The sequence below is a fragment of the Rhodovulum sp. genome, assembly GCF_011048875.1.
Classification (GTDB): domain Bacteria; phylum Pseudomonadota; class Alphaproteobacteria; order Rhodobacterales; family Rhodobacteraceae; genus Rhodovulum; species Rhodovulum tesquicola.
In genome coordinates, this window is record NZ_DSDD01000099.1 from 1 (window position 1) to 7148 (window position 7148).

Consider the following 7148-nt stretch of genomic DNA (forward strand, 5'->3'; position numbering starts at 1 on the left):
GGAAATCGTCACCCGATGCTGCGAAGCCTGGAACTTCTTCGCCAACGACATCGCCACCGTCCGATCCATCACAAACCGCGATTATGCCAAAGCGGTCAGAAGCTAAGGCCGTTGGTATCAGACATCGAAACCCCGGTTCCGACGGACCATGCCCGACCGTGCCGGGGGCGCAGGGTTCCGGCGCGCATCGCCGCGCGTCAGCGAGGCAGAACCGGACTGGCGGCCGGGCTTGTCGCCACGGGTCGCAGCCCTCTGCCCTTTCGCACTCGGCCTGGCTGCGACGGTTAACGCAATTGCGCGCGGCCTCCGGGGGTGCCGGACCCGCTTGCCGAGACGGGCACCATCGGGCAGCCCCGGCCGTTCACCCTTGCCCTCAACCCCGCCCGCATCCCCGTTCGGGGGAAGAACGCCAAGTCCGCAGATCACCCCGCAAGGATCCGCGCGATCGGGCAACCCTCGCCTGACCCGGAGATAAACACCAGCCCGGCCGCATGAGTCGCGGACATGCGGGGATAACGGCCTTGTTCTCTGTCACTTGGGCGGCTATACGCGTCAGCGGAGACGTGGCCGAGTGGTCGAAGGCGCTCCCCTGCTAAGGGAGTAGGCGGGAAACCGTCTCGAGGGTTCGAATCCCTTCGTCTCCGCCACTTGCCCTCGCGAAAGCGTTCTCCCGATCCGGCTGCGGCCGGATTTTCTCGTTGTATTCGAGGGTTATGCGGCAGGGGCTGAGCACTGGCGACTTCGACGCAGCAGCCGGAATCGTTCTCTGGAGCCCGATATTCTCCGGACCTCTCGACTGCACGAATCTGGTGCATAGCCTGTAACATTCTGAAAAGGTGAAGATATTTTTCTTCGCCACCTGAACACTTCGACGCCGGGGGCGTTTGTGAAAAGGAACTGAAATCCAACCCGTTCTTTTCTTTGCCCGGCCTCGCAAATCCCTTCCGCCATTGAGAATTTCCGGCGACGACGGCATCCTGAACGGGAAGGAGACGGAATATGGCGGAGCCGGAGCTCGATACAGATAAGCTCGACGACGCGGCGCTGGCGATCCTCAGCCTGACGCTGCATGACGGCGACCGCGTCTGGAAAGGGATCGACTGGTCGATCACCGACAGGCTGTACGCGAAGGGTCTGATCCATGATCCCGTCGGTAAGGCCAAATCGCTCGCCCTGACAGAGGCCGGATTGACCCGAGCCGAAGCAGCTCTCCGCGAGCTATTCATGAAGCAGCGGTCAGATGATCCACGAAGGTCCGAACGATGAAGCCGGCCGACGAGGCGCGCATCGCTGCCCGGCTGGCGAAGCTGATGGCGATGATCTGCGTGCGCAACACCAGGATCGAGGAACTGCACGCCGGCGCAGTCCCGGTCACCCACACGGGCGACTACTCGGACGTATTCATCACCGACGCCGACGGCCGCCAAATTCCTTGGACTGACGCTTCCCACCTCGACGACGATCAGATGCGAAACCTGATGCGGCAGATCGTCGATCGGCTCTACACCTTTCACCTCAAGGCTGACGACCCGAGGTTTCGCGACCATCTCGACCGTTGGCTTGCCGTCGCAGAGCGATGGGACGAGCCGAAGCTGGACGAGGTATTCCTTTCGACAATCATCGGCGACAAAGCAGCCAAAATGCCGAGATAGTCGTTGGCAGTCCGGTGAGGCTTCAACGGATGCTCGTAGGCCATAACTACACAACCGGCTCGGCGACGGCCGCATGTTTTTTTATGATGTCCCGCACCTCGCCCGGATTGAACGCGACATCCCATGCCCAACGTCCGAAACCGCCTGCAGCGTTGATCGCCTTCACCCATTCGTTCAGTGCGTCCCGCTTGGCCTTGTTCTGAGGACTGTCGGTGCCCTTGATCTCGAGCGCGAGGATCGTGCCGCCCGCAAGGCGCACGAGGAAATCCGGGACGTAGCGCCGCCGGGACCCCGCCCACATGTAGTAGATCTGGAAACCGAGGTGATCGTTCTTGGCGTAGGCAAGAACCTCATCACGCTTCTCGAAGACGTTGGCCGCGTGACCTTCCCACGCCGAGTCCCCAACCTGATGGCTGATGTGTGACTTGGTCGTCGGGAAGCATGGCTTGGTGGTGTACCAAGTGCGCATCTGGCCGGTTGCACCGATCGGGTTCTCCTCGTCGAAGACCGGCGTCAGGCGTTCCGTGTTCTGCTCAGTCACGTTGCTCAGCACATTCTGGACCACGAGGTCGATATTGAGCGCAATGAGAATGCGCCGCCGGAGCGGGTCGGAATGAAACAACGAGGGAATGTCGAGACGGTCGGAGTTCAGGAATGCCTCAACGATTCTGACCAGTTGCGCCGCCAAGTATTCGGGCGTGCCGGTAAACCCGTGGCTCAACTCTGCAAACGCCTTCCGTGCAGCTTGGAAGACGAGTCGCTGAAGACGGAAGCCATCCGGTAGCTTCTCGAGATCGATCGCGGTGACCTTGCCCATGTCCGTCGCGCCACCAAGCGCCGGAGCGAGTTCGGCGCTGATCGGTGTGCTGGCGGGATCGAGTACGAGGGGCTGTACCTTGCTCCAGTCGATGGCGAGCTCCGGCTTTACGACCGTTTCCACCCGCAGCACGTTGGGCCAGCGAAGTTCCAGATGCGCCCGGTCGGGCACCACTTCGATCTGCGTGGTTGGTTTCGGAGGTGGCGGTGCCTCACCGCCTTCACCGGTTTCCGAGATCGAGAGCGGCACGCCGAAGACGTTGACGTATTCGGGCAGGAACAGGCCGTTCTCGTCGGTGTCGTAGGATACGCGGCGCAACCCTCGTCCGACGACCTGCTCGCAGAGCAGCTGGGACGTGAAGGCCCGGAGCCCCATGATGTGCGTCACATTCTTGGCGTCCCAACCCTCCGACAGCATTGCCACCGATATGACGTTCTGCAGGTCCTGACCGGCGGCACCCCTCTTGCCGACGTTGTCCACGATCTCGCGCAGCAGCTCCTCCTTCTTCAGGGCGAGGAACTGCTGACGGCGCGTTTCAGGGAGGTCTGCCGCGTCGATGATCTCCTTCAGGCGCGCCTCGTAATCCTTGTCGGATGAGGCGGTTTCTCCGATCTCGGCTTTCTCCAGCACCCTGGAGTCGACCCGGAGCGTCCTCGTTGGCGCGTGCATCTCCGGCCAATGCGCATCGCCCTTGTTGAAATAATTCTCGATGCGGGCCGCGGTCTCCGTGCGGTTGCAGACGGTGAGCATGACCGGAGGCGAATGATGCCCGGCTTCTCGCCACTGCCGACGTGTTTCCCGCCAGTCGGCGCCGAGCAGCGTGTAGGCGTCCTGCACCAGCTTCGGCAGCGCCTCATGCGGCTCGGCCTTTGCCCGGTTGAGGTCCTCGGAGACGGATGGGTCGCGGTAGATGTGGTAGAGCTTCGAGCGCAGCGTCTTTGCGTCCGGAACAGCGTCGTCGCGCACAACGACCCGGGGCGTCTTCACGAGCCCGGCCTCGATCGCGTCGTTCAAACCGAAATCCGAGATGATCCAGTCGAACAGCGCCGTGTCGGTGCTCTTCTTGCCTGTCGGGGCGAAGGGCGTGGCCGAGAGGTCGAAACAGCGCTGGATGCGCCGGGTCTTGTGGATGCGGTCCAGCCCCTCGATCCAGCGCGTGGCCTCGTCCAGGTCGATGCCCTGCTCGGCGGCCACCTTCTTGCTGATCTTCACCTCGGGCGGCTTGCGATAGGCGTGGTGCGCCTCGTCGTTGATGACGATGATGTCCTTGTGCGCGGCCAGCTTGCCCAGCACCCGCCGCGTGAAGGCCTCGTCGGACTCGCGCCCCTTCTTGACCACCGAGCGGTCGGCTTCCTTCAGCGGCATCAGCGTGTGCCAGTTCTCGATCAGCACCTCCGCCTGGTTCAGCTTCTGGCGCAGGGCTTCGGACGGGCAAAGGTTGAACTCGTCGTAGTAGCTGCCCTCGCTGGGCATCAGCACCTGCAGCCGTTCCTTCACGGTCAGGCCGGGCGCCACGATGAACACCGCGCGGCTGAAGTCCTTGTTCCGCTTCGGATAGGTCAGCGCGTTCAGCACCTGCCAGGTGATGATCATGGCCATCACCGTGGTCTTGCCCGTGCCGGTGGCCATCTTGTTGCACAGACGTTCCCACGCCCCGCCGTCGCCGGGTATCGCGATGCCCTGCTTGTAGGCCTCAGCACCCTCGACCCACCAGATCAGCGTTTCGATGGCCTCGAGCTGGCAGAAATAGAACGGGTACTGGCGCGCATCGCGGTCGTGCCAGTGCTCAAGCAGCTTTCGGGTCACGATGGTGACGCCGGGCCAGCCGTCCGCGCGCCACTGATCTACGCGCGCCCGGATCGTGTTCACCAGATCCAGAACCTCAGTCCGCTTGGTGTTGTTTCGCGCGTCGAAGACCTCGTAGCTTGCCGGCCGCCGCTCAGGCTTGATCTCGAGCTTGCCGCCCTTGCCCTCGACCCAGTGCTGCGAGGGGCACTCAAATGGCGTGTTGATGATGAGGGACATGATTCAACCAACCCGTATGCTTCGTTCGGGTAATTTCATACCCTTTTGGGCAAGCTGACGGGCTTCTCTGCCGCTGGCCCGAAAACTGGTTTTCCCTTTGTACAGCCAGCGAAAGGGTATCTCTCCTTTCTCTTCTGCAGCCTTGGTCAGTGCAGCCAAACCTTCATATCCAGGTGATCTAAGCTTTGATTTTAGCCAATCCAGTTTCTTAAGAATAACAGCAACTTCCGCCGAGCCGCTCGCAGGATGCGACTCAACCCACAAAGCAAACTCATTCCCGTGACTGAAGCCGACTCCATAGTCCCAACGATTGGCATTTGGTTCGGCATTCGCAAAATGAAGGTCGAGATCGACACTTCCAGTGAAGCCGGCACCGCCTCCTACCAAGACCTTACCGCGGTACTCAGCTTTTATGGCTTGTTTGCCAGGTTTTCCATTTAGTTCAGCTGCTGCCGTCGAATCCAAGAACACAGTCATTTTTCAGCGGCCGTCGTGCTTGCTCTCGAAACAAATTTTGCGACAACATCTGCCGAGCGGCCTGCGAAACCGTTCAAGTCACCCCAATTCGAGACTGCTTCGTCCTCTGACCCGGGGTCCAAGGATGAAATGTCTTGAGCAGGCTCACCTCGCTCAAAGAAATAGACTGAGTAATCCTTTGCCAGCGCGCTATCGGCGATCTGTTTCGTTGTGGGGTTTGAATTAAGCCCGAAAAGCTCTCTAACGTCAGCCTCAGTACCTTCGTCTTCCTGTATTTGGCGAAGCGCCCAAATTAGATCAAGAACGACCGTAGAATGAGTGGATATCAGAACTTTGTATCCACGCCTCATCAGCTCCAAAACCATAAGCAAGAAGGTCGAAACTGCTCGAGGATGCAGCCCCATTTCGGGCTCTTCTACTACGACCCACTTGATACTGTCGCGCCTCGAAACCTTCCCTGCAGGGCAGAGCCAATAGAGACCGAGCAGGAGCGGTACAAACTCTCGTTGACCGGCCGACCAAGCCAGAAATGGAAGGCCCTCAGAAAAACCCTCTATTTCGAGGGTGAGCGTCTTTGTGAAATCCTTAGGCTCGATTTTAAGTTGAGCACCGCCGAAAAAGTGTTCTGCGATTGGCGCCTTAAGATTTTCATTCAAGCGGCCCTTTGCAGGAAAAAGCTGAGCCGTTGAGCCGAATTCGTTTTGCAGCAGGATGTGTACCCGGTGCGCGAAATAGCGCAGAACAAACGGGTCTCCAAAATTGAAGCTGCTGAAGGCCTGAGAAGCACCTGAAGGTAAACTGACTACTCTCTGCGCGGGAATGTAAAAAAGGCTTTCAGTTTGGCTGGATTTGGGTTTCTTGAACTTCGTGAGTGCGCTGAGGTCATAGCGCTGCCCTTCCCAGGTAACAGACGGGTTGTTATCCAACATGCCTGCCATACCGCGCCCATAGAAGCCGTTGAGAACTGCCGCAGGGTCACCGTTGAACACAACATTCTGTTGTTCAAAGAATGCGAGTACGTGGTTACGATCTGCTGCTAACTTCAGTGTCTGCAAGAACACGCTCTTGCCGCTAGCTTGCGGCCCAACAAGAACCGTGAGGTCACCAAGATCTAATTTGGCATCAGATATTGGGCCAACATTTTCAAGACGAATTTTTGTACGTTTATTGTTCTTCTTGATAGCCATTGTTAGAACTCCAACGACATGATCTTGAGCGACTCGATCCCGCGGTCGTCCACGATCTTGACCGCGATCCGCCGGTTCTCGCCCGCCTTGAACGGTAGCGAGACGGTGCCGTGGAACTGCTCCAGCAGGTCCTCGTCCAGCTCTGCCCTCACCGTCTTGCGCAGGCGGTTCCAGCCGCCCTTGGCATTCGCCATGGGGAAGAACACCTGGTGCGGCATCAGCGAGCGGTTGTCGTAATCCACGTCCAGCGACCACATGGCGATCTGTGTCTTGCCGCCGGACACCAGATCGCCCGCCTTCGGGTCGAAATAATCAAACCCGTTCACCTCGACCTCCCACATCCCGTCCTTGCGCTTGCGCAGCTCAACGTCCGGCTGGCCCATCAGCCAGAAGGACTGGTTCGAGGCGCGCTTCTTCTTCAGATCCTCGGTCAGAAGATCGGTGTTCATCTGCGCCTTGAGCAGCGTCACGCCGGGCCAGGTCACCTCGTCGATGTCCTTCGCGGCCTCGGGATCGAAGGTGAAGGCGCAGAACAGGATGAATTTCGGCGCCGGGCGCAGGGTCTCGGCCTCGGTCAGGGCCAGTTCCACCTGACGCTGCTCCAGCGCCGCGTGCTCGGGGCCAAAGCTGACAACGACGCGCTCGCCCGTCTCGGCGAGCGACCCGCTGGCGTGGAGGTAGCGCAGCCCCGGTAACGTCTCGAACTCGGCAAAGCGGAGCATCGCGCCGCCCTTGGCCCTCGCCCCGGTCTTGAGCAACTCGTCGCGCCATGAGCTTTGGCGCGAGGTCTCGCCAGAGCGGGCGACGGACTCATCGGCTTCCTGCGGCGGGATGCTCTCATCGAGCGACAGGACGGTGGGCGCGGGAACCGCCTCGACGGAGAATGGCCCGCAGATGCGCAGCTTTGATCGGTCGATGCGCGGCTTGTCGTAGAGCGTCTCCTGTTCGGCATGGTCGGCGATGGACTGGTCCATGCGGCGCTGCATCGCC

General features: G+C 60.2%; 5 protein-coding genes, 1 tRNA gene and 1 pseudogene. 3 read left to right on the forward strand and 4 right to left on the reverse strand.

Translation table 11 applies throughout. The features are described 5' to 3' along the window. Nucleotides 1-557: 557 nt before the first annotated feature. From ENN83_RS03345 to ENN83_RS03355, 3 genes are all read left to right on the forward strand, one after another. Nucleotides 558-647: transfer RNA gene (locus ENN83_RS03345), tRNA-Ser, on the forward strand. Nucleotides 648-999: 352 nt separating this feature from the next. Next, nucleotides 1000-1266, forward strand: coding sequence for a DUF6429 family protein (locus tag ENN83_RS03350; protein ID WP_287184100.1), 267 nt, complete (start codon nt 1000-1002; stop codon nt 1264-1266). Further along, the gene (locus ENN83_RS03355; protein WP_287184103.1) at nt 1263-1652 is read left to right on the forward strand and encodes a hypothetical protein; all 390 of its coding nucleotides are present in this window, start codon (nt 1263-1265) and stop codon (nt 1650-1652) included. The genes ENN83_RS03350 and ENN83_RS03355 overlap by 4 nt, the downstream gene beginning before the upstream one ends. A 46-nt stretch (nt 1653-1698) precedes the next feature. On the opposite strand, the gene ENN83_RS03360 is transcribed toward ENN83_RS03355, so the two are convergent. The 4 genes and pseudogenes from ENN83_RS03360 to ENN83_RS03375 all read right to left on the reverse strand — a co-directional run. Then, the gene (locus ENN83_RS03360) at nt 1699-4494 is read right to left on the reverse strand and encodes a BPTD_3080 family restriction endonuclease (protein WP_287184105.1); all 2796 of its coding nucleotides are present in this window, start codon (nt 4492-4494) and stop codon (nt 1699-1701) included. Between the two features lie 3 nt (nt 4495-4497). Beyond that, nucleotides 4498-4971, reverse strand: a complete 474-nt coding sequence (locus tag ENN83_RS03365) for a hypothetical protein (protein ID WP_287184107.1) — start codon at nt 4969-4971, stop codon at nt 4498-4500. Then, nucleotides 4968-6158: an AAA family ATPase gene (locus ENN83_RS03370; RefSeq protein WP_287184109.1), complete on the reverse strand. Its 1191-nt coding sequence runs from the start codon at nt 6156-6158 to the stop codon at nt 4968-4970. Before ENN83_RS03370 ends, ENN83_RS03365 begins: the two co-directional genes overlap by 4 nt. A 2-nt stretch (nt 6159-6160) precedes the next feature. Continuing rightward, nucleotides 6161-7148, reverse strand: a pseudogene (locus ENN83_RS03375) (site-specific DNA-methyltransferase); the annotation flags it as partial.